The 21,877-nt window shown below is 72.1% G+C and carries 20 protein-coding genes and 1 pseudogene; 11 read left to right on the top strand and 10 right to left on the bottom strand.

From position 1 onward, the window contains the following. Positions 1 to 19: 19 nt before the first annotated feature. Positions 20 to 1,597: a histidine kinase N-terminal domain-containing protein gene (locus tag QQG74_RS26805; RefSeq protein ID WP_341717461.1), complete on the top strand. Its 1,578-nt coding sequence runs from the start codon at positions 20 to 22 to the stop codon at positions 1,595 to 1,597. Between the two features lie 10 nt (positions 1,598 to 1,607). Here the strand turns inward: QQG74_RS26805 and QQG74_RS26800 are convergent, their stop codons facing one another. Then, a complete protein-coding gene (locus QQG74_RS26800) occupies positions 1,608 to 3,161 on the bottom strand; it encodes a glycosyltransferase family 39 protein (RefSeq protein WP_341717460.1) in 1,554 nt (517 codons plus the stop codon). Positions 3,162 to 3,496: 335 nt separating this feature from the next. On the opposite strand from QQG74_RS26800, the gene QQG74_RS26795 reads away from it, so the two are divergent. The 4 genes from QQG74_RS26795 to QQG74_RS26780 are packed head-to-tail and all read left to right on the top strand — an operon-like array spanning position 3,497 to position 6,933. Continuing rightward, on the top strand, positions 3,497 to 5,218 hold the full coding sequence (locus QQG74_RS26795) for a nitrite/sulfite reductase (RefSeq protein WP_341717459.1): 1,722 nt from the start codon (positions 3,497 to 3,499) through the stop codon (positions 5,216 to 5,218). Between the two features lie 13 nt (positions 5,219 to 5,231). After that, complete coding sequence (locus tag QQG74_RS26790; RefSeq protein WP_341717458.1) at positions 5,232 to 5,393, top strand: hypothetical protein; 162 nt, start codon at positions 5,232 to 5,234, stop codon at positions 5,391 to 5,393. Continuing rightward, positions 5,390 to 6,148, top strand: a complete 759-nt coding sequence (locus QQG74_RS26785) for a phosphoadenylyl-sulfate reductase (protein WP_341717457.1) — start codon at positions 5,390 to 5,392, stop codon at positions 6,146 to 6,148. Before QQG74_RS26790 ends, QQG74_RS26785 begins: the two co-directional genes overlap by 4 nt. 59 nt (positions 6,149 to 6,207) lie before the next feature. Next, positions 6,208 to 6,933: a CbiX/SirB N-terminal domain-containing protein gene (locus tag QQG74_RS26780; RefSeq protein ID WP_341721398.1), complete on the top strand. Its 726-nt coding sequence runs from the start codon at positions 6,208 to 6,210 to the stop codon at positions 6,931 to 6,933. Between the two features lie 137 nt (positions 6,934 to 7,070). Here the strand turns inward: QQG74_RS26780 and QQG74_RS26775 are convergent, their stop codons facing one another. Together QQG74_RS26775 and QQG74_RS26770 are read right to left on the bottom strand one after the other, a co-directional pair. Then, positions 7,071 to 7,328 carry a WhiB family transcriptional regulator gene (locus QQG74_RS26775; RefSeq protein ID WP_007072794.1) on the bottom strand — a complete coding sequence of 86 codons (258 nt, stop codon included), beginning with the start codon at positions 7,326 to 7,328 and terminating at the stop codon, positions 7,071 to 7,073. Positions 7,329 to 7,772: 444 nt separating this feature from the next. After that, positions 7,773 to 8,717, bottom strand: a complete 945-nt coding sequence (locus QQG74_RS26770; protein ID WP_341717456.1) for a diacylglycerol kinase family protein — start codon at positions 8,715 to 8,717, stop codon at positions 7,773 to 7,775. Between the two features lie 42 nt (positions 8,718 to 8,759). Between QQG74_RS26770 and QQG74_RS26765 the strand changes: the two genes are divergently transcribed. Further along, complete coding sequence (locus QQG74_RS26765) at positions 8,760 to 9,149, top strand: hypothetical protein (RefSeq protein ID WP_341717455.1); 390 nt, start codon at positions 8,760 to 8,762, stop codon at positions 9,147 to 9,149. Positions 9,150 to 9,186: 37 nt separating this feature from the next. On the opposite strand, the gene QQG74_RS26760 is transcribed toward QQG74_RS26765, so the two are convergent. Next, positions 9,187 to 9,594, bottom strand: coding sequence for an ATP-binding protein (locus tag QQG74_RS26760; RefSeq protein WP_341717454.1), 408 nt, complete (start codon positions 9,592 to 9,594; stop codon positions 9,187 to 9,189). Between the two features lie 101 nt (positions 9,595 to 9,695). Further along, positions 9,696 to 10,100 (bottom strand): superoxide dismutase, Ni, encoded by a 405-nt coding sequence (gene sodN / locus QQG74_RS26755; protein ID WP_111245248.1) that lies wholly within the window; start codon positions 10,098 to 10,100, stop codon positions 9,696 to 9,698. A gap of 69 nt (positions 10,101 to 10,169) precedes the next feature. Here sodN and QQG74_RS26750 point away from each other — a divergent pair, with 69 nt between their 5' ends. The 3 genes from QQG74_RS26750 (at position 10,170) to QQG74_RS26740 (ending at position 12,877) form a co-directional block, all read left to right on the top strand. After that, positions 10,170 to 10,520, top strand: coding sequence for a S24/S26 family peptidase (locus QQG74_RS26750; RefSeq protein ID WP_341721397.1), 351 nt, complete (start codon positions 10,170 to 10,172; stop codon positions 10,518 to 10,520). 139 nt (positions 10,521 to 10,659) lie between these two features. After that, positions 10,660 to 11,838, top strand: coding sequence for an NADP-dependent malic enzyme (locus tag QQG74_RS26745; protein WP_341717453.1), 1,179 nt, complete (start codon positions 10,660 to 10,662; stop codon positions 11,836 to 11,838). A gap of 76 nt (positions 11,839 to 11,914) precedes the next feature. After that, positions 11,915 to 12,877: a zinc-binding dehydrogenase gene (locus QQG74_RS26740; protein ID WP_341717452.1), complete on the top strand. Its 963-nt coding sequence runs from the start codon at positions 11,915 to 11,917 to the stop codon at positions 12,875 to 12,877. Positions 12,878 to 13,050: 173 nt separating this feature from the next. On the opposite strand, the gene QQG74_RS26735 is transcribed toward QQG74_RS26740, so the two are convergent. Continuing rightward, a complete protein-coding gene (locus QQG74_RS26735; protein WP_341717451.1) occupies positions 13,051 to 14,055 on the bottom strand; it encodes a chlorophyllase in 1,005 nt (334 codons plus the stop codon). Positions 14,056 to 14,203: 148 nt separating this feature from the next. Beyond that, positions 14,204 to 15,097, bottom strand: coding sequence for an alpha/beta hydrolase (locus QQG74_RS26730; RefSeq protein WP_341721396.1), 894 nt, complete (start codon positions 15,095 to 15,097; stop codon positions 14,204 to 14,206). A gap of 125 nt (positions 15,098 to 15,222) precedes the next feature. Between QQG74_RS26730 and QQG74_RS26725 the strand changes: the two genes are divergently transcribed. Beyond that, the gene (locus QQG74_RS26725) at positions 15,223 to 15,390 is read left to right on the top strand and encodes a hypothetical protein (protein ID WP_341717450.1); all 168 of its coding nucleotides are present in this window, start codon (positions 15,223 to 15,225) and stop codon (positions 15,388 to 15,390) included. A gap of 259 nt (positions 15,391 to 15,649) precedes the next feature. Here QQG74_RS26725 and QQG74_RS26720 read toward each other — a convergent pair whose 3' ends face one another. The 3 genes and pseudogenes from QQG74_RS26720 to QQG74_RS26710 all read right to left on the bottom strand — a co-directional run bounded on the left by QQG74_RS26720 (position 15,650) and on the right by QQG74_RS26710 (position 19,592). Beyond that, complete coding sequence (locus QQG74_RS26720) at positions 15,650 to 16,768, bottom strand: acetate kinase (protein WP_341717449.1); 1,119 nt, start codon at positions 16,766 to 16,768, stop codon at positions 15,650 to 15,652. Positions 16,769 to 16,866: 98 nt separating this feature from the next. Next, a pseudogene (pta, locus tag QQG74_RS26715) lies at positions 16,867 to 18,915 on the bottom strand (phosphate acetyltransferase); the annotation flags it as partial. Positions 18,916 to 19,142: 227 nt separating this feature from the next. After that, complete coding sequence (locus QQG74_RS26710; RefSeq protein WP_341717448.1) at positions 19,143 to 19,592, bottom strand: hypothetical protein; 450 nt, start codon at positions 19,590 to 19,592, stop codon at positions 19,143 to 19,145. Between the two features lie 120 nt (positions 19,593 to 19,712). Here QQG74_RS26710 and QQG74_RS26705 point away from each other — a divergent pair, with 120 nt between their 5' ends. Continuing rightward, the gene (locus tag QQG74_RS26705; protein WP_341717447.1) at positions 19,713 to 21,866 is read left to right on the top strand and encodes a glycosyltransferase; all 2,154 of its coding nucleotides are present in this window, start codon (positions 19,713 to 19,715) and stop codon (positions 21,864 to 21,866) included. The last annotated feature ends 11 nt before the right edge of the window (positions 21,867 to 21,877 follow it).

Genomic DNA, 21,877 nt, shown 5'->3' with positions numbered 1-21,877 from the left:
GCGTGGCACCCTGGTCGGCGTGTCCACGCTGCGTGATCTCGCCGAAGAGCACACCCGTCTGAGCCCGGCCGACGTCGACCACCTGCACCGCATCGCCGGTGACTGGCAGCTGCTCTCCGACCTTTCCTTCGCCGACCTGCTGCTCTGGGTGCCGGTGGACGGCGAGGGCAGCTTCCTCTGCGTGGCCCAGGTCCGCCCCACGACCGCGCCCACCGCGTACCAGGACGACCAGGTGGGGCGGATCGTCGGCGGCCCGGAGGTGGCGCACCTGGAGGTCGCCTACGGGCAGGGCCGGATCTGGCGGGAGGGCGATCCGGTCTGGTACGGCGATGTGCCCGCCCGCCACGAGGCGATCCCGGTCCGGCTACGGACGGCCGACGGCGAAGCCGGCGAGGTGATCGCCGTGGTCGGCCGGGACACCAACCTCTCCACCGCCCGCACGCCCAGCCAGCTGGAGCTGAACTACCTGACCACCGCCGACGACCTGGCCCAGATGATCGCCGACGGCACCTTCCCGCCGCCCCGGCATCCCGGCGAGACCACCTCGGCACCCCGGGTCGGCGACGGCCTGGTGCGGTTGGACGCCAGCGGCAAGGTCACCTACGCCAGCCCGAACGCGCAGTCGGCGTACCGGCGGCTGGGCTACGTCTCCCACCTGGTGGGTGAGGATCTCGCGGCACTGCACCGCCGGCTGGCCAAGGATCCGTTGGAGGGCACCGAGGCCGCGAACGGCATCCTCGCCGCGCTGCGCGGCGAGGCGCCGCCCCGGCGGGAGATCGACGCGCGCGGCGCGACCATGCTCACCCGGGCCCTGCCGCTGATGCCCGCGGGAGTGCCGATCGGCGCGCTGGTGCTGGTCCGCGACATCACCGAGGTACGCCGCCGGGACCGGGCCCTGATCACCAAGGACGCCACCATCCGGGAGATCCACCACCGGGTGAAGAACAATCTTCAGACCGTGGCCGCGCTGTTGCGCCTACAGGCCCGCCGGGTGGGCATGCCGGAGGCGCGGGTGGCGCTGGAGGAATCGGTACGCCGGGTGGCGTCGATCGCCCTCGTGCACGAGACGCTCTCCATGTCCAGCGACGAGGCGGTCGAGTTCGACGGCATCGTCGACCGGGTGGCCAGTGCGGCGACCGAGGTGGCGGCGACCGAGGTGAGCGTCGGAATGCGGCGCAAGGGCAGCTTCGGCGTGCTGCCTGCCGAGATCGCCACCTCGTTGGTGATGGTCCTCAACGAGCTGTTGCTCAACGCCGTCGAACATGGCTTTCCGCCGGCCGGCGAGGACGCCCCGGCACCGACCACGGCGGAGCAACCGATCGTGCCGGAGCCGGAGCTGGCGGCGCCCGAACCGGCGGTGGTGCCCGAGGTGGTGGTCTCCGCCCACCGGTCCCGCAAGACGCTGCACGTCACGGTCGCCGACAACGGCCGTGGGCTGCCACCTGACTTCGACGCCGACGGCGGCAGCAAGCTCGGGCTCCAAATCGTCCGTGCCCTGGTCACCGGCGAACTGCGCGGCAACATCGAGTTGCGTCCCGGCGCCGCCGGGGGCACCGAGGCCGTCCTGATCGTTCCGCTCACCCGCCCCGCCTCCTGACCCGGGGCGGTCAGCGGGTCAGCAGGGCGATGGTCAGGCCGGGGCGGGGCCAGACCTGGGTCACGCGGTACCGGGCGCGCAGCGCGTCGGCCTTGGCGGTGGGCAGGGCGGCGAGCGGGTCGCGGGGGTGGCCGGCGAGCAGCAGCCAGACCCGGTCGGTGCCGGCCAGACAGCCGGCCGGCCGGTCGCATTCGGTGGCCCAGAAGTCGCCGCGCCGGTCCTGGTCCTCGATCAGCAGCACGTCCCGGGGCGTCCGCTCGCGCAGGTGGTAACGGAGGCCCAGGTCGAGCAGGAGCCAGCCGTCCCGGGGCGAGTAGACCACCGCGTCGCCGCTCCGCTGGCCCGCCGCGACGATTTCGGCCGCGCCGCGGTAGTCCACCGTGGCGGTGCGGGGCCACTCGTGGGTGCGGCGCAGCGCGACCTGGTCGGGCAGGCCGAGGAGTCCGGCCAGGAGCACCACGACCAGCACGGCCGGCGACCGGGCCGCGGCCAGCGCAGCGCCGGCCAGCAGGCAGGCGAACGGCACCACGAAGAGCAGGTAGCGAGGCACCCAGAGCGGCACGACCAACCCGGTGAGGAAGAGCAGCGACACGGGCAGCAGGACGCAGCTCGCCGGCAGCAGCGCCCACCGGCCGGCCCGGATCAGGCCGAGCGCGGCCAACCCGACCAGTACGCCGCCGACCACGCCGCTCTGCGTCACCCCGCCGGGCAGCGCCGCCAGGTCAGCGGGGCGCGCGGCGTCCACCCAGTCCAGTTGCCGGCGGCGTTGGCCGGCGGCCAGCAGCGCCAACGGCGTCACGGCCAGCGTCACCGGCAGCAGAGCGCCGAGCCACCACCGGACCGGCCACCACCGGACCGGCTGTCGCTGGTCCGGCTGTCGACCGTCCGGCTCTCGACGGTCCGGCTGTCGACGGTCCGGCTCTCGACGGTCCGGCCGGGCGGCGGCACCGAGCACCGCCACGGCGTGGGCGGCGAGCAGGGTGAGCGCGATCACGTGGAGCAGTCCGAGCGCGGTGCTCGCCGCCGCGTAGCCGGCCCAGCGGCCCCAGCCGGGTCGGCGCAGCGCGTCGACCAGCAGCAGAGTGCTCAGCACGGCGAGGGCGGTGGCCAGGGCGTACGGTCGGGCCTCCTGGGCGTACCGGGAGGTGCCGGGCAGCACCGCGAAGAGCAGCCCGGCCAGGGTGCCGACGCTGGTGCCGGCGAGCCGTTGCCCGAGCCCGGCGGTCAGTCCGGCCGCCGCCGCCATCGCCAGCGCCGACGGCAGACGCAGCGCGGCCACCGAATCGCCGACAACCGCGATCCAGGCGTGCATGAGCAGGTAGTACGGCACGGTGGCGGCGTCGATCGTGAGGGCCAGTCGAAGAAGTGCGGTCACCGGCCGGGTGGCGGCGCTCCAGGTCGCCAACTCGTCCCGCCACGGCTGAGCGGCGTCCAGCCCGGCCAGGGTCACGATCAGGGTGACGCCGGTCGGCACCAGCCACACCGGCAGGGCACGCAGGCGCAGACCGCCGAGCCGGACGCCGGTTCCGGTGGCTGGGACCGACCTTCCGGACAAATCACCCATGCCGCGAGCCTGCCACAGAGCGAGCATCAAGGGTGGCGAGCGCCACCGCCCGTGATGTGGGATCGGGCACCCACTCATTGGCCGGGGCCGACGAGGTGTGGGAGCATGACGTGCATGACTGCCGCCGTGGTCCGCCGTCTCGTGGCTCGCCGCCACGTGGACTATGGCCGCGTGCGCAGCGCCATCTGTCCGGCTCACTGACGACGCCCGATCAATCCTGCCTCGGGCCCGCAGCGCGCCGGCCGCACCTGACACCGTTGTCCACGGCCCCATCCGGAGCCGGTTGTCGCGCCCGGCCAATCGACCGAGGCACCCAGACAACGGAGGACGCCGCGATGGCGGTCAGCGAGATTCCGGCCCGCCCCGGGAACCCCCCGGCGCGACCCGCGCGAGCACCACGCCGGGCCCGTGGCGAGGGCCAGTGGGCGCTCGGGCACCGCGAGCCGCTCAACCCCAACGAGCGGATCAAGAAGGACGACGACCCGCTGAACGTGCGGGAGCGGATCGAGAACATCTACGCCCACCGCGGCTTCGCCTCCATCGACCCGCAGGACCTGCGCGGCCGGTTCCGCTGGTGGGGCCTCTACACCCAGCGCAAGGCGGGCATCGACGGTGGGCGTACCGCCGTGCTGGAGCCGCACGAGCTGGAAGACGAGTACTTCATGCTCCGGGTCCGCGTCGACGGCGGCCAGCTCGACCTGGCACAGCTGCGGACGATCGCCGAGATCTCCCGGGAGTTCGCCCGGGACACCGCCGACATCACCGACCGGCAGAACATCCAGTACCACTGGATCCGGGTCGAGGACATGCCGGAGATCTGGCGGCGGCTGGAGTCGGTCGGCCTACAGACCACCGAGGCGTGCGGCGACTGCCCGCGTATCGTGCTGGGCAGCCCGGTGGCCGGGGTGGCCGAGGCCGAGCTGATCGACCCGACCCCGGCGATCGACGAGATCGTCCGGCGGTACGTCGGCGACAAGCAGTACTCCAACCTGCCCCGCAAGTTCAAGTCGTCGATCTCCTGGCTGGTGGACACCCCGTACGAGGCGAACGACATCGCCTTCCTCGGCGTCGACCACCCCGAGCACGGTCCCGGCTTCGACCTCTGGGTCGGCGGCGGCCTCTCCACCAACCCGATGCTGGCCCAGCGCCTCGGTGTCTGGGTGCCGTTGGCGGAGGTGCCGGACGTCTGGGCCGGCGTGGTAGGCATCTTCCGGGACTACGGCTACCGCCGGCTGCGTAACCGGGCACGACTGAAGTTCCTCGTCGCCGACTGGGGCGTGGCGAAGTTCCGCGAGGTGCTGGAGAAGGAGTACCTCGGCCGGACCCTGCTCGACGGTCCCGCGCCCGAGCTGCCGGAGAAGCCGATCGACCACATCGGGGTGCACACCCAGCGGGACGGTCGCCACTACGTCGGTGCCGCACCGGTGGTCGGCCGGGTCTCCGGCAGCCAGCTGGCCCAACTCGCGGACGTGGTCGAGGCGCACGGCAGCGGCCGGGTGCGGCTCACCCCGTACCAGAAGCTGCTGGTGCTCGACGTGCCGGCGGAGCGGACGGAGTCGCTTGTCACGGCGCTGCGGGGGATCGGCCTGGAGGCCCGCCCGTCGGTGTGGCGGCGCGGCACCATGGCCTGCACCGGCATCGAGTTCTGCAAGCTCGCCATCGTCGAGACCAAGGCGCGCGGCGAGGAGCTGGTGGCCCGGCTCGAGGAGCGGCTGGCCGATGCGGATCTCACGGACGCCGACATCTCCATCCACCTCAACGGCTGCCCGAATGCCTGCGCCCGCACCCAGGTGGCGGACATCGGCTTGAAGGGCCAGCTGGTGACCGGACCGGACGGTCGCCAGGTGGAGGGCTTCCAGGTACACCTCGGCGGCGGGCTCGGCATGGCCGCGGGCCAGACCGCCGGCTTCGGGCGCAAGCTGCGCGGCCTGAAGACGACCGCCGAGGAACTTCCCGAGTACGTCGAGCGGCTGGTCCGGCGTTACCTGGCCGGCCGCACCGCGGAGGAGACGTTCGCCAACTGGGTTATCCGTGCCGACGAGGAGGAACTGCGATGAGCGAGGTGGCGCGATGAGCAGCGAGACCCGGGCCGCACCGTTGTACTGCCCGTACTGCGGCGAGGAGGACCTGCGACCGAGCGAGGCCGGGCCTGGCGCGTGGGAGTGCCACGCCTGCGCCCGGGCATTCACCGTCCGGTTCACCGGCCTGCTCTCCCGGGCGGTGGACCGATGAGCGGCCTGATCTCCGCCGCCGGCCTCGGGCTGGTCGGCACCACCGCACCCGCGCCGGCCGGCCGGCGTGCCCCGGACGAGTTGCGGGAGCTGGCCGAGCGTGCCGGCCGCGAGCTGGAGGGCGCACCGGCGGTGGAGATCGCCGGCTGGGCCGCGGAGACCTTCGGCGACCGGTTCTGTGTGACCAGCTCGATGGCGGACGCGGTCCTCGCCCACCTGGTGTCCCGGGTGGCGCCCGGCGTGGACGTGGTCTTCCTCGACACCGGCCTGCACTTCCCGGAAACCCTCGCGGTCCGCGACGAGGTGGCCCGGACGCTGCCGGTGACCGTCCGGTCGATCCGGCCGCGACTCACCGTGGGCCAGCAGGACGGCGAGTACGGACCACGGCTGTTCAACAGGTCGCCGGACGAGTGCTGCCGGCTGCGCAAGGTGGAGCCGTTGGAGCGGGCGCTGGCCGGCTACGACGCGTGGGCGGCCGGGCTGCGCCGCGACGAGTCGCCGAGCCGGGCCAACACGCCGGTGGTGGCGTTCGACCCCCGGCGCGGCAAGGTGAAGGTCAACCCGATCGCGGCTTGGAGCCAGGCGGACGTCGACGCGTACATCGCCCGGTGGAACGTGCCGGTGAACGAGTTGTTCCGGCGTGGCTACGGCTCGATCGGCTGCTGGCCCTGTACCCGGCGGACCAAGGCCGGGGAGGATCCGCGAGCCGGCCGCTGGGCCATGTTCGAGAAGACCGAGTGCGGGCTGCATCTCTGAGCGGATCGGTCGACGACTGTCGGAGCCGGCCCGGTGCGTCCGGGCCGGGCACCGACCCTGTGCTCCTGGTCGCCCACGGCAGCCGCGATCCCCGGGCGGCCGACGCGACCCGGGCGTTGGCCCGCGCGGTCGCGGCGGCCCGGCCCGGCACCCCGGTGCTGGCGAGCTGGCTCGATCACACCCAGCCGGATCCGGCGCAGGCGTTGCAGGCGCTGGCCGCCGCCGGGCATCGTCGGGCGGTCCTGGTGCCGCTGCTGCTCACTGCCGCGTACCACCGACGGGTGGACATCCCGGCGGCGGTGGCGGCAGCCAACCGCTCCGGTACCCCGATCGCGGTGCGGGTGACCGACGTGCTCGGCCCGGTCGCCGCTCAGGTGGACCCGGCGCTGCTGGCCGGCCTGCGACGCCGGCTGGCCGAGGTGGATCCGGGCCGGTGGGACGCTCTGGTGCTGGCCGCGGCGGGAACCCGGGACGCCGGGGCGCGGGGGTCCGTCGGTCGAGTGGCCGCCGCGCTGGGCGCGGCACTGGGCACCCCGACCCGGGTCTCGTACGCCTCGGCGGCGCCTCCGGACGCCGGTACGGCGGTGGCCCGGCTCCGGGCGGCTGGTGCGCGACGGGTGGCCGTGGCCGCCTACTTCCTGGCTCCCGGGCTGTTCCACGACGCGGTGACGACGACGGCGCGGGCCGCCGGTGCGGTGGCGGTGTCCGCGCCGCTTACCGATGCTCCGGAACTTGTCGACCTGGTGCTGCGCCGGGTGGACGGCACCGGGTACCGGGCCGGCTGACGGGCGTGCCGAGCCGCCGGCGGGAGACAGCTGGCGGGCCCGCGCGTCGCCGCTACGGCGAGTCGGCGGACCCGGGACAGCAGAACGCCCCGGCGGGCGGTGCCAGCCGGGGCGTGTCGCTTCGGTGCGGGTTGTGGTCAGGCGGAGTGAGCGCGCAGCACCCGGAGGCCACCGCGACGCTTGACGGCGCGCCGTTCCTCCTCGCTCATCCCGCCCCAGACGCCAGCGTCCTGACCGGACTCCAGCGCCCACTGCAGGCACTGGTCGGTCACGGAGCAGCGCCGGCAGACGGCCTTGGCCTGCTCGACCTGAAGGAGAGCCGGACCGGACGTCCCAATCGGGAAGAACAGCTCCGGGTCCTCGTCGCGGCAGACAGCATGGTGGCGCCAGTCCATGGCGGCAACACTCCTCATTCTGGATGGGTGGCAGATGTTGCTGTTAGTGCTTTTCCTATATGCATCCGCAATGTCGATGGTGACGGTTTGCATCCGTCAATTCGGCACTGCGTGAGCAGGCTGGTTGCTCCCGGGACCTGCTGGAACGGCTCAACTTGCTGAGCGCGCCAGGCAATGTCCCGGTAACTCAAGTTCGCTTGTGAATACTTTCACGAACTTACGCAATGTCAAGGGTGGCGCTCGGAAAAACTCCGGGCGGTGAGCAAGCCCACAACCCATTTGTCCGGGTTCCGGATCGCTCCGGCTGCCCGCCGTATCACAGCTAATGATCAATATAGTACAGTCCGGCGGACAATGCTGACATTTCCGACACGACTACCGGGTGTCGCGAAGCCGGGTGTCGGGGGCCACACCGCTTCATCTCTACCCGGCGATGCCGGAGGCCTAACAGATTACTCTGAGTGCGGCCGGAACGGAGGTGAATCTGACTTTTTCCCGCTCGCCAAGATAGTCGCCATCGAGCTGGAATGCCTGCGGACGGCCCGCCACCAGCGTGAACTCGGCCACGTCGTGCAGTCGCAGCACGTGACGACCACGCGGATCGGGCGTGTTGGAGAGCAATTGTGTCACCGTACGTGTCGTACTGGCGACGCCAAGCTGGCGCAGGGCCAACACATCGAGCCCCAGATCGAACGACGCCTCCGGGTTCGGGTTGGCCTCCCGGTCCCCGACGTAGGTCCACGGGGCGGTGTTCTGGACGATGACGGTGGACAGCTCCACCTCCGCCTCCTCGCCCGGTTGTTCAAGCCGGATCACCGGGTGTCGCCGTTCGGAGCCGAACAGGAACTGCGCGGTGAAGGCGCGGAAGTAGAGCCCCGGCGAGGAAACCCGACCCTTGCGACGAGCCTCCTCGACCCGGTGGATCACCGCCGCGTCGAGCCCGAAGCCGGCACAGAACGTGAAGTAGCGGTCGTCTGCCCGACCGAGGCCGATCGTCCGGTGTCGGCCCAGCCGGAGGCCCTCCAGGATCATGCTGGCGGCCTCCGCCCACTCCCGAGGTAGGCCCAGCGCCCGCGCGAAGACGTTTGTCGAGCCGCCCGGCACGGTGGCCAGGGCGGGCAGCCGCTCGGCCGACGGCGGGTGGCCACCGGCCGTGCTGGCGGCCATCAGCCCGTTGACCACCTCGTTGACCGTGCCGTCGCCGCCGAGGGTCACCACCACGTCGACCCCCTCGACGGCGGCCTCCCGGGCCAGGGCGGTGGCGTGACCGCGCCGGCGGGTGTAGCGCACGGAGAGGTCGACCTCGCTGCGTAGCGCGCGGACAAGTACGTCCCGTGCGCGCTCACTTGTGGTGGTGGCCTTCGGATTGACCAGCAGGACGGCCCGCATGGGCGGCACTGTACTCCGGACCGTCACGGGTATCGTGTCCGCGTGGCCATCGACTCAGTCCCGACCCCCGTCACGCTCCGTTGGGCGGTCCGGCTGTTACGAGGAGAGTCGATCGCCGTCGGTCTGGTCGCGGCCTGGCTGGTCGTCGCCGACTTCACCGCCACGCGAACCGACCTGACCTCGGCATTGCTGGTCACGGCCTTCGCTGTCGGTGCCGCCGCCGCGCTCTGGGCGCTGGGCGGGGCGCTGCTGCGTCGCCGGGCGGGCGCCCGCGCTCCGGCCATCGTGCTCCAGCTCATGCTGCTGCCGATCGGTTGGTTCATGATCCAGGGTGGGCTGGGCTGGCTCGGCGTACCGCTGATCGCGCTCGGGGCCGGCGTCACCTGGCTGCTGGTGAGCCCGCCCACCACGCGCGCCCTGGGCTTCGAGTGAACTGACCGTCACCACTGGGCTTCGAGTGAACTGACCGTCACCAACCCGGCGCACGCCGGGTCAGCAGGGCGATGGTGGCCCGGCCGTCGGTCGCGCTGGCCGAGGCCGACGTGGTCAGCGCGGTGAGCACCTTCCACGCGAACGACGACTCGGCGGGCAGCTTGGCACCCGGCACGGTCGGCACGGTGACCTCGACGGTGAGCGCGTCCTCGGTCACCGCGAACCGACAGTCGAGGTCGGCCTCTCGGGCGGCGATGGCGAGCAGCATGGCGCACGCCTCGTCGACGGCGATCCGCAGATCCTCGATCTCGTCGAGGGCGAACTGAAGCCGGGCCGCGAGACCCGCGGTGGCGGTGCGGAGCACGCCGAGATAGCCACCGTCGGCGGGCACGGTGAGGTGCACGACGTCGTCATCGGTCGCTGGCTGGCCGGTCAGTTGAGTCACCACTCATCCCCCCGGTCGGGGACTCTACCCGCTGAGGCGGTCAAACATGCCGGCGGCCGACGCGCCCGGTGCGGACGCGTCGGCCGCCGTGGCCGGCGATGTCACGCCTGCTTGGTCTCCCAGAAGATCTTCGAGATCTCGTCGATCTTCTGGAGCAGTTCGTCGGCCTTGCTCGGGTCGGTAGCACCCTTGGCACCCGCGGCACCGGCCAGCTTGGTGGCCTCGTTGAACAGCTGGTGCAGGTGCGGGTACTTCTCGAAGTGCGGCGGCTTGAAGTAGTCGGTCCACAGCACCCAGAGGTGGTGCTTGACCAGGTCGGCCCGCTGCTCCTTGATCAGGATGGCTCGGGTACGGAACTCGGGGTCGGTGTTGGCCTGATACTTCTCACAGATCATTTTCACCGACTCGGCCTCGATCCGAGCCTGGGCGGGGTCGTAGACCCCGCAGGGCAGGTCGCAGTGCGCGCTGGCGGTCACGCGAGGCGCGAGGATGCGTGGAAGTCGCATCGGGATCCTCCATGGGAAGTTTGCGATGATCCAAGACGACATTACTCCTGACGGTGGTCCCCGAGGCTGCTGGAGGTGAAACCCCCCGTGTCCGTGCCCCGGCTGCGGTGGCCGCTGTCCGCCGTACTGGTGACCGGTCCGTCCATGTCGCCCACGCTGCGGCACGGCGACGCGGTGCTGGTCCGCAGCGGCGGTCGGGCCGTACGTTCCGGCGACGTGGTGGTGGCGGTCTTCCGCAGCCGCCCCGACCTGCTGGTCGTCAAGCGCGCGATCCGCCCCGCCGACGGCGGCTGGTGGCTGTACGGGGACAACGACCTGGTCACCGACGACTCCCGGGTGTACGGGGTGGCCGACGTGGTGGGCCGGGTGGTGGCCCGGTACTGGCCCCGGCCCGGTCGGGTGCCGGCCCGCCGGTTATGACCCTGCTCACATGCCGGCCCCACCCGCCCCACTATGCTCGAAGACGCCCGGGTGACCCCCCGCACCGCGTGCCGCCGCTCGCCGCCTCACCGTGCGTCCGACCGGCCGGTCCAGCTGCTCGACAGATCCTGGAGTCACCATGCCTACGTCCACCGTGGACCCTGCTGATCCCGTCTTCTCCCTGCACCGAGGCGGCAAAATGGCCGTCGTCTCGACGGTGCCACTGAACAGCCGGGACGACCTCTCCCTCGCGTACACCCCCGGGGTAGCCCGGGTCTGCGAGGCCATCGCTGCCGACCCGACGCTCGCATACGACTACACCTGGGCGTCGAACACCGTCGCGGTCGTCACCGACGGCTCGGCCGTACTCGGCCTCGGCAACATCGGCCCGCGCGCCGCGCTGCCGGTGATGGAGGGCAAGGCCGTGCTGTTCAAGCAGTTCGGCGGGGTCGACGCGGTACCGGTCTGCCTGGACACCCAGGACGTCGACGAGATCGTGGCCACGGTCACCGCGCTCGCGCCCTCGTTCGGCGGGATCAACCTGGAGGACATCAGCGCCCCGCGCTGCTTCGAAGTGGAACGCCGGCTCGACGAGGCGCTGGACATCCCGGTGTTCCACGACGACCAGCACGGCACCGCCATCGTCGTGCTGGCCGCGCTGCGGAACGCCGCCACCCTGCTCAACCGCAAGCTCGGCGACCTGCGGGTGGCGGTCAGCGGCGCGGGTGCGGCCGGGGTGGCGGTGACCAAGATGCTGGTGGCCGGGGGAGTGGACCCGGACCAGGTGGTGGTCTGCGACTCCCAGGGCATCATCTCCGCCCACCGGGCCAGCCTGACCGGCACCAAGGCCGAACTGGCCGAGCTCACAAACGCCGACGGCCGCCGGGGCGACATCGTCGAGGCGCTCCGCGATGCCGACGTCCTGGTCGGGGTCTCCGGCGGGCAGATCCCCGAGCTGGCGGTGGCGGGGATGGCCCCCGGTGGAATCGTCTTCGCGTTGGCCAACCCCACCCCCGAGGTGCATCCGGAGGTCGCTGGCCGGCACGTCGCGGTGGTCGCCACCGGCCGCAGCGACTTTCCGAACCAGATCAACAACGTGCTCGCCTTCCCCGGTGTGTTCCGGGGCGCGTTGCAGGCCCGGGCCACCCGGGTCACCGACGCCATGAAGGTGGCGGCGGCCGACGCCATCGCCGCCGTGGTGGCCGACACGCTGACCCCCGAAGCGATCGTGCCCTCCCCGCTTGACCCACGGGTCGCCCCCGCTGTCGCCGCAGCAGTCGCCGAAGCCGCCCGCCGCGACGGCGTCGCCCGCGCCTGAGGTGTAAGGAAGGGGCCCTTCTTAACGTCTCGTGTATAGGAAGGGCCCCTTCTTAACGGCCGCTCAGCTTGTTACCGTGCGGATCATGCGTGCCGCCTTTGCCTCCCGCCTCGACGACGCCGATCCGCTCGCCGCGCTCACCGTCGGTGAGCAACCCGAGCCGACGCTGCCCGACGACGACTGGGTGGTCCTGCGCGTCACCGCCAGCTCGCTCAATCATCACGATCTCTGGTCGCTGCGCGGCGTGGGGCTGCGCGCCGAGCAGCTGCCGATGATCCTGGGCTGCGACGCGACCGGGGTGGACCCCGACGGCAACGAGGTGGTCGTCTACCCGGTGGTGGTCACCCCCGGCGACCCGCGTGGCGTCTCGATCCTCTCCGAGCACTTCCCGGGCACCCTGGCCGAGCGGGTGGCCGTACCCCGATCGAATCTGTTGCCGCTGCCAGCGGGCCTGGCGGCGACCGACGCGGCATGCCTGCCGACGGCCTGGCTGACCGCGTGGCGCATGCTGACCACCAAGGGCCGCGTCGACACCGCCGACGCCGTGCTGGTCCAGGGCGCCGGTGGCGGCGTGGCCACCGCGGCGGTGGCGCTGGCCGTCGCGATGGGCAAGCGGGTGTACGCGACCAGTCGGGACGCGGGCAAGCGGGAGCGGATCGCCGAGCTGGGGGCGACCCCGGTCGAGCCCGGCGCGCGGCTGCGTGAGCGGGTCGACGTGGTGATCGAGACCGTCGGCGCGGCCACCTTCGACCATTCGCTGAAGTCCGCCGCGCCGGGGGCCCGGATCGTGGTCTCCGGGGCGACCGCCGGGCACGAACCAAAGGTCAACCTGCGCCGGGTCTTCGCGATGCAACTCGAGATCGTGGGCACCTCGATGGGTACGCCGGGGGAGTTGACCGACCTGCTGACGTTCTGCGCCGAGCGGGGCGTCCGGCCGGTCGTGGACAGCGTGGTGCCGTTCAGCCGGGTTACGGACGCCTTCGCCCGCCTGCACTCCGGAGACGTCTTCGGCAAGATCGTCATCGACCACACCCGCTGAGCCCCAGCGCCCGGACGAGCCGTAGCCTGCCGACCGAGCCGGAGCGCTGTCGGAGCGGGAGCGCACGCTGAGCCGCAGCGCGCCGGCTGAGCCGCAGCGCGCCGGCTGAGCCGCAGTGTTAAGAAGGGGCCCTTGCTATACACGAGGCGTTAAAAAGGGGCCCTTCCTTACATCTACAAGCGGTTGTCGAAGGTGGCGATGTCGTCGCGGGTGCCGGCGGCGGGGATGCGGTCCCGGGCGTCGGCGTCGCCGTAGAGGGTCCAGCGGAGGAACTCGATGGTGGTGTCGGCCACCACCCGCAGGGCGGGACCGTCGCTGAGCAGGGCTCGGCCGTGGTCGCCCTTGGGCAGGCTGAGCATCGCCTTCGGCCAGGGCACCTTGTCGTAGACGGCCTTGCCGGAGGCGTACTGCACCACCTCGTCGGCCTCGCCGTGCACGAAGAGTTGCGGTGCTGCGGCTCCGGCGAACGCGGTGCCCACCCCGAGGGCGGTGCCGGCGAAGACGATGCCGGCGGCCAGCCGCTCGTCCCGGCCGGTGGTGAACAGCCCGATCGTGGTCACCCCGCCGGCCGAGTGCCCGGCGGCGGCCACCCGGTCGGCGGCGAGCCGCCCGCGCAGCGGGTCGCCATTGCGGGTGTTGAGGGCGAGCACCTGGGTCAGCGCGTACGACACGTCGGCGGGCTGGTTGAGCACGTCGAGCACGTTCTGGTCGCTGGACCGGGAGGTGTGCGGGAAGGTCGGCGCGGCCACCACGAAACCCGCCGCCGCCCAGCGGGTGAGCAGCTCGGCGTAGTCGGCGGGTCGACCACCGAGGCCGTGGCTGAACATGACCACCGGGAATTTCCCGGTCGCGGCGTCGGCCGAAGTCGTCGGCTGGCCTCCGGCGCGACCGGCCGCCGGATACCAGACGGTCACCGGCAGCGCCCGGTCGCCGTCGCGGTTCAGCTTCAGCTGCCGTACGCCGACCGCGAACTGGCGTTCCGGGGCGCTGCCGGCCGGTATCGCCGGTGCCGTTCCGCTCGCCTGCGGTGCGGCTGAGGTCGGCTGCGGTGCGGCTGAGGTCGGCTGCGGTGTGGCGGGGGCCGCCTGCGGGGCGGGTCCGGAATCGGTGGAGCAGCCGACCAGCGCGCTGACGAACAGCGTGCTGGCGAGCAGGGCGGAGGCGGCACGGCGCGACATGCCTTCGATTGTGCCCTGCGCCACCGCCACCCTTCCCCACCCCCACCGCGCCGATCTTGCACTTTAGGTCGGCAAAAAGTTCCTTTCCAGGGTAAATGTCGCGACGGAAAGTGCAAGATCGCGAGGGTGGGGTGGGGGTGGGGGGTGGTTAGCGGGTGGGGTGGGTTTCGAAGGTGGTGACGTTGGGGAGCAGGGCGCGGGCGGGGAGGCGGCGGGCGGCCTCGGGGTCTCCGTAGAGGGTCCAGCGGAGGAAGTCGGTGGTGGTGCCGAGCACCTGGGCGAACCCGGGGCGGCCGGGGACCAGGTACTCCCCGTGCCCCTGACCCAGCAGACTCAGAAAGTAGGCCGGTCCGGGCGTACGGCGGTAGGCGGCTCGGCCGACGCTCAGTGGTACCACGGAGTCGGCGGTGCCGTGCACGAAGAGTATGGGTGCGGTCGGCCCCGCGAAGCTGCCCGCCATCCCGCCACCGGCGATCACGATGCCGGCGCGCAGCCGGGCCGGATGCCCGCTGGTGAACATCCCGGCAGTGGTGAAGCCGCCCGCCGAGTGACCGGCGGCAGCCATGTGCTGCACGTCGAGATGCCCGGCGAGGGGGTCGCCGGCCCGACGGTCGAGCCGGACCAGGTGCCGGATCACCCGCCATCCGTCCGCCGGCTGGTGGCGTACGTCTGCCCGGGAGAAACGGGCGGCACCACGTCGGGTGTGTGGATACTCCGGAGCGGCCACCACGAAACCGGCGGCGGCCCACCGGGCGGTCAGCCCGGAGTGCTGCTCGGGCAGGCTGGCCAGGCCGTGGCTGTAGAGCACCACCGGGAACCGCCCGTCGGCCACCCGGCTGCCCTGCGCCGGATACCAGAGGGTCACCGGCAGCGGGCGCGCCGAGCCGGGATCGACAACGAATGTCCGGACGCCCACCGCGTACTGGAGCCGGGGTGCCGCTCCGGTCGGCGCCACCTGACCCGGCGGGTCGCCGGTCGCCGCGCACCCGGCCAGCCCGGCCAACAGGAAGGCGATCGCCACTGCGACGCACCGCCGTGGAATTCCCACGGCCTCACGGTAAGGCCCCGAGTCACCCGTCCGGGTGCCGTTACCCGGTGTCGTACGACACCTGGACCCGCGTAACTGCGGGACGACCCGACTGGACCGGTTTCGCTAGGGTCACGCGCATGGCTGAGAACTACACCGACCCGAGCGGTAACACCGAGGCGTTCCGCGCCTTCGCCAACACCGGGGACGCCCCGGCCCAGACAGCGTCGCGCACCCCTTTGATCATCGGGGCGGTCGTGATCGCGGCGCTGCTGATCGCCGCCGCCGGCTGGCTCGCCCTCGGCTGACCCCGCCGCCGGGTTCGGCACCTGACGCTCCTGCCGGCGCGGTCCCCGGCCGGCGCCCGCTGGCTCCTCCCGGCGCGCCTGCGCACCCCGCCCCGGCGCGGTCCCGGCTGTCGCCTGCGCACCCCGCCCCGGCGCGGTCCCGGCTGTCGCCTGCGCACCCCGCCCCGGCGCGGTCCCGGCTGTCGCCTGCGCACCCCGCCCCGGCGCGGTCCCGGCTGTCGCCTGCGACCCCGCCCCGGCGGGTATTGCGGCCGGCTGTTCAACCAGCTGCCTCGACCACCGCTCTGGCCGCGCGGGCGATCTCCCGTTCCTCGTCGGTGCCGATGACGTAGACCGCCACCTCGGCGCCGTCCGGCGAGATCAAGCGGTCGCCGCTGCCCGCGTTGCGCCCCGCGTCGACGGCGATGCCCAGCCGGTCGAGCCCGGCCAGCGCGGCGGCCCGTACCGCAGCCGCGTGCTCGCCGACGCCGGCGGTGAAGGCGATCGCGTCCACCCGGCCGAGCAGGGCGTAGTACGCGCCCACATAGCCGGTGATCCGCCGGCAGTACACGTCGAAGGCGAGCGCCGCCGCAGGATCTCCGGCGGCCCGCCGGGCCAGGACCTCGCGCATGTCGTTGGCGCCGGTCAGCCCGAGCAGGCCACTGCGGTGGTTGAGCAGGTCGTCGATCTCGTCCACGCCCAGTCCGCCCTCGCGGCGCAGGTGGAACACGATGGTCGGGTCCAGATCGCCGCTGCGGGTGCCCATCACCAACCCCTCCAGCGGGGACATCCCCATCGAGGTGGCGACGCTGCGCCCACCGGCGACCGCGCAGGCGCTGGCGCCGTTGCCCAGGTGCAGGCTGATCGTGTTGATCTCGTCGTACGGGCGCTCCAGCAGTTCCGCCGTGCGCCGCGAGACGTACGCGTGCGAGGTGCCGTGGAAGCCGTACCGTCGGATGCCGTAGCGCTCCGCTACCTCCCGGTCGATGGCGTACGTGGCGATGGGTTCGGGCAGCGTGTGGTGGAACGCGGTGTCGAAGACGGCGACCTGTGCCACGTCCGGCAGCGCCTCGCGGGCCACCGCGATGCCGGCGAGGTTGGCCGGATTGTGCAGCGGGGCGAGCGGCACCAGGTCGGCGATGGCGGCCAGTACCGCATCGTCCACAAGCGTCGGCGCGGTGAACCGCCGGCCGCCGTGCACCACCCGGTGCCCCACGGCGGTCAGCCCGGTCAGGTCCAGGTCGGCCAGGATCTGGCGTACCGCGCCGGCGTGGTCGGCTGGGCCGCCGTCCGGCTCGCCGATCCGTTCGACGGTGCCCCGGTCCAGCACCCGCTCGCCGTCGTAGAGCCGGTACTTCACCGACGACGAGCCGCAGTTGAGCACGAGCACCTTGCTCACCGCGCCACCTCGTCCCCGGAAACCGGAACCGAAACCGACCCGGTGGCACCCGGCGTCGACGCCGCGTCCGGCGGGGTCGGGGTCTCGGCGAGCGCGGCGGCCTGGATGGCGGTGATCGCCACGGTGTTCACGATGTCCGGCACGGTGGCTCCTCGGGAAAGGTCGTTGACCGGCCGGCGCAGGCCCTGCATCACCGGCCCGACGGCCACCGCCCCGGCCGAGCGCTGCACCGCCTTGTACGTGTTGTTGCCCGTGTTCAGGTCCGGGAAGATGAAGACGGTGGCCCGGCCGGCGACCGTGCTGCCGGGCAGCTTCGTCGCCGCCACGGCCGGGTCGATGGCCGCGTCGTACTGGATCGGTCCCTCCACGGCCAACTCGGGCCGACGCTGGCGGACCAGCGCGGTGGCCGCCGCGACCTTCTCCACGTCGGCACCCGCGCCCGAGCTGCCGGTCGAGTAGGACAGCATGGCCACCCGGGGTTCGATGCCGAACCGGGCCGCGGTGTCGGCCGAGGAGATCGCGATGTCGGCGAGTTGGGCGGCGTCCGGGTCGCGGTTGACCGCGCAGTCGCCGTACACCAGCACCCGGTCGGCGAGCAGCATGAAGAAGACGCTGGAGGCGACGGAGACCTCCGGCACCGTCTTCACGATCTCGAAGGCGGGGCGGATGGTCGCCGCGGTGGTGTGGGTGGCGCCGGAGACCATGCCGTCGGCGTGGCCGGCCGACACCATCATGGTGCCGAAGTAGTTCGGTTGCGCCACGATGTCGTACGCCAGCTCGGCGGTGACGCCCCGATGGGCGCGCAGCTTCGCGTACGCCTCGGCGAACTCGTCGCGCCACGGGCTGGTCGCCGGATCGACAACTGTCGCACCGCTGATGTCGACGCCGAGTTCCCGGGTCCGCCGGGCCACGCTGTCGGGGTCGCCGAGCAGGGTGAGGTCGGCGACGCCCCGACGGAGCAGGATCTCGGTGGCGCGCAGGATCCGCTCCTCGGTGCCCTCGGGAAGGACCAGGTGGCGGCGCTGGGCACGGGCCCGGTCGATCAGGTCGTACTCGAACATCATCGGGGTGACCCGTGGTGAGCGGCTGACCGCGAGCCGGCGGGCCAGGTCATCGGTGTCCACATTGGCCTCGAACGCGCCGAGGGCGGCCTCCACCTTGCGGGCGTTTGCCGCGCTGGGCCGCCCCTCGATCCGGCTGGACGCGGCGACCGTGTCGTAGCTGTCGCTGGCCACGCTGAGCACCGCGAGCCCGGTGTTCAGCCCCTCGAAGAGCCGCAGCGCCCGAGGATCCGGCTGTTCACCGAGGGTGAGGACCAGTCCGGCCACCGAGACCTGTCCGGCGACGTGCGCGGCGCTCGCCGCCACCAGCAGGTCGTCCCGGTCGCCGGGAGTGATCACGAGACAGCCGTCGGTCAGGTGCTCCAGCAGGGTCGGCACGTGCGCCGCGCCGACCACGTAGTCGAGCACGTCGCGGCCGAGGGCCGCCTCGTCACCGGCGAGCAGGGTCGCGTCGAGCGCGGCGGCGACCTCGGCCACCGTGGGTGCCGACACGGTCGGCACCTCCGGGATCGCGTACACCGGCACCGGCAGGTCGGGCAGGGTCATCGGTTCGGGCACCCGGTTGGCGATCACCGCCAGCACCGTCGCGCCGAGGTCCACGAGATCGTGGTACGCGCCTCGGGCTGCCGCCGCGATCGCCTCCGGTGACTGGCCCTGCCCGTCCACCACCGGCACCACGACGCTGCCGAACTCGTTCGCCAGTCGGGCGTTGAAGGCCAGTTCACGTGGGGCGGCGCCGTCGCCGGCATCGGCGAAATCGCTACCCACCACCACGACGGCCGGGCACTGCCGCTCGACCGTTCGGTAACGCTGCACCACCCGGGAGATCAGTTCTTCCCGTCGTCCGTCCGAGACCAGGGCCGTGGCCTCGGCATATGTGGCTCCGGCCAGGTCAGAGGGGGTACCTTCCACGCGGTACCGGTCGCGGAGCAGGGCAAGGATGTCATCTGGGCCGGTGGAGGGAACCAGTGGGCGGAACACGCCGATCCGCTCGACCTGTCGGGAGAGCAGCTCGGCGAGACCGAGCGCGATCGTCGATTTTCCGCCGCCGGATCCCACGCTGGTGAGGTAGACGCTGCGGGCCATGCGGCCAACCTACTCGGTCCGGTTGGTTGCGGCTGGACAACCAACTCGGGGTGAGCAGGCTCGTTCCCGCATGTCAGATGGGACACGTGACGGAGAAGGTGAAAGGTATTCACGTTTAGACTCGCGTACGTGGAGGGACCAACACAGATCATTCCTGTCGCGCCGGAACCACCCCCCGTCTTCGTTGATCCGACTGGCCGGCGGCGGCGGTGGCTGCGCCGGACCGCCTACTTCCTCGGGCTGGCGGGGTTGGCGTACACGGCGATGGTCGGCGTCAGCTTCGCCGGTGGGCCGGTCCGCCCAGAGACGATCATTCCCTTCGTCGAGCCCACCGAGACCTGGGAGCCACCGCCCGCCTCCACAGCGGCCACGCCCGCACCGTCGGTGACCGCCACCCCGTCGCCCACCTCGGTCACGCCGTCCCGCACCGCACCCGGTACCTCCACCACGCCCAGCACCGGTGCGACCTCCACCAGCCCCGCACCGAGCCCCTCCCCGACGGCGACGCGCAGCGCCCGGCCGAGCGCCACCCCGGCGCGTACTCCCTCGCGCTCTCCTTCGCCCACCGCCCCGCCGGCCAGCGACCCGCCCTCGAACAGCCCGGCGCCCCCCGCGTCGCCGTCCCCGCCACCGGATCCGCCGAGTGAGGCAACCGCCCCCTGATGAACCAGCCGCACCAGCCCGGCCGACCGGGATACCAGGCCCCCTCCCGTACCACGCAGCGGCAGCGAACCCGACCCGGCCCGGCGGCGCGTGCCCGGCGACTCGTCCCGCGTCCAAGCTGGACGATCTATGCGATGATCTTCGTGCTGCTGGGCGGCATCCTCTTCGTCCACGCCTACGCCAACGGCTCGTTCATCCCCGACTACCGGGCGGAGAACACCATCGGCAGCGGCCAGTACGACGTCCCCGACGAGATTCTCGAAGGGGGCCCGATCGTGAACACCACCGCCGAGCGCCCCCAGTCCTACCGGTTGCCGGCGCGGACCGTCGTGCTCACCTTCGACGACGGGCCGGACCCGCAGTGGACCCCGGCCGTGCTGGCGGTGCTGGAGAAACACCAGGTGCCCGGCACCTTCTTCGTCCTCGGCAACCAGGTGGTGCGCAGCCCCGAACTGGTCCGCGAACTGGCCGCCAAGGGGCACGAACTCGGCGTGCACACCTTCACCCACCCGCATCTCACGGAGATTCCCGGCTGGCAGCGGCGGATGGAGTACACCCAGACCCAACTGGCCATCGCCGGGGCCACCGGGATCCGGACCAACCTGTTGCGGTTCCCGTACTCGTCGCGGTCGGACGCCTTCGTCGACCAGGACTGGCCACTGCTGCAACAGGCCGGTGAGCTCGGCTACCTCACCGTGGTCAACGACCTGGACAGCCGGGACTGGGAGCGGCAGGGCCCGGACGGGATGATCGAGCGGACCATCCCGCCGGGCTACTCCGGGGCGATCACGCTCTGGCACGACTCCGGCGGCGATCGCTCGCAGACGGTCGAGGCGCTGGACCGGTACATCCCGATGATGAAGGAGCGGGGATACACCTTCACCACGGTCAGCGGCGGACTGAACCAGGCGCTCGCCGAGGCCGGGGTCACCGGCGCCACGGCCGGTCCGGTCGAGGCGACCCCGGGCGAGCGCTGGCGGGGCCAGATGCTGATCATGGCCGTGCGCGCCGCCGACGGCACCTTCGTCGGGTTCGGTGTGCTCTTCGTGCTCGTCGGCGTGCTCACCATCGGCCGTACCCTGCTGCTGTTCGTGCTGGCGTTGCGGCACGCCCGCAAGCGGCGTCGGCGGGACTTCGCCTGGGGCCCGCCGGTCACCCAGCCGGTCTCGGTGATCGTGCCCGCCTACAACGAGAAGGAGGGGATCGTCGCCGCAGTCCGCTCACTCGCCACCGGCGACCATCCGGGCGGGATCGAGGTGGTGGTGGTCGACGACGGCTCGACCGATGGCACCGCCGACCTCGCGGCCGGGCTCAACCTGCCGAACGTACGGGTGGTCCGCAAGCCCAACGGCGGCAAGTCGAGCGCGCTGAACACCGGCATCGCCCTGGCCCGGCACGACCTGATCGTGATGGTCGACGGGGACACCATCTTCGAACCCGAATCGGTCCGTCGCCTGGTCCAACCCTTCGGCGATCCGCAGGTGGGTGCGGTCGCCGGCAACGTCAAGGTGGGCAACCGGCGCGGCATGATCGCCAAGTGGCAGCACATCGAGTACGTGATCGGCTTCAACCTCGATCGCCGGCTCTACGAGACGTTGCGGTGCATGCCCACCATTCCCGGCGCGATCGGCGCGTTCCGCCGCGAGGCACTGGACCACGTCGGCGGGATGACCGACGACACCCTGGCCGAGGACACCGACGTCACCATGGCCCTGGGCCGGGCCGGCTGGAAGGTGGTGTACGAGGAGAGCGCCCGCGCCTGGACCGAGGCGCCGACAAGCATCGGGCAACTGTGGAAGCAGCGGTACCGGTGGAGCTACGGCACCATGCAGGCGATGTGGAAGCACCGCCGTTCGGTGCTCGACAAGGGTGTCTCCGGCCGGTTCAGCCGGCGCTGCCTGGCGTTCCTGACCGTGTTCGGGGTGTTGCTGCCGATCACCGCGCCGGTCATCGACCTGCTCGCCATCTACGGCCTGATCTTCCTGGACCGGACCGAGACGGCGTTGGCCTGGGTGGCCATGCTGGGATTGCAGTTCCTCACCGCGATCGTGGCCTTCCGCCTCGACAAGGAGAAGCTCGGCGTCCTCTGGGTGCTGCCGTTGCAGCAGTTCGTCTATCGCCAACTGATGTATCTGGTACTGCTCCAGTCGGTGGTCACCGCGCTTACCGGTGGGCGGCTGGGCTGGCAGAAGCTGAAACGTACCGGCCTGGATCCGGCCGGGCCGGGCGGTCGGCCGGTGCGGCCCGTACCGGGCGACGCGGCCACCGCCCGGCAGGTCAGCTTCTGACCCGCGGCAGG

The sequence above is a fragment of the Micromonospora sp. FIMYZ51 genome (assembly GCF_038246755.1).
Classification (GTDB): domain Bacteria; phylum Actinomycetota; class Actinomycetes; order Mycobacteriales; family Micromonosporaceae; genus Micromonospora.
This window is presented reverse-complemented; position numbering and strand designations above follow the sequence as displayed.